Here is a 294-nt window from a genome sequence, read left to right on the forward strand (position 1 = left end):
CGGACGGCGTCGACGACGGCGCCGTCATCGACCACCTCCTCGACGAGTACGACCTGGAGATCGCCTCGGGCCTGGGCGACCTGGAGGGCGACATCTGGCGGATCGGCTGTATGGGCTACTCCGCGCGGCCGAAGAACGTCGAGTACGTCCTCGCCGCGTTAGAGGACGCGCTGGCGGCGCAGGGACACGAAGCCTGAACCGCTGTCCGGGCGCGCAGCCGACGCGGTTGAGGCGGACCCAACTGAGGCGGGTCTAACGAGACGAACCGCCTCTCCGCCGTGCGAACCGGTACCA

The 294-nt window shown here is 69.4% G+C and carries 1 pseudogene; it reads left to right on the forward strand.

Annotated elements, in window-relative coordinates:
* A pseudogene (locus EXE42_RS17640) lies at nucleotides 1-197 on the forward strand (alanine--glyoxylate aminotransferase family protein); the annotation flags it as partial.
* Nucleotides 198-294: the final 97 nt, after the last annotated feature.

It is taken from the genome of Halorubrum sp. SP3 (assembly GCF_005435195.1).
GTDB classification, from domain to species: domain Archaea; phylum Halobacteriota; class Halobacteria; order Halobacteriales; family Haloferacaceae; genus Halorubrum; species Halorubrum sodomense.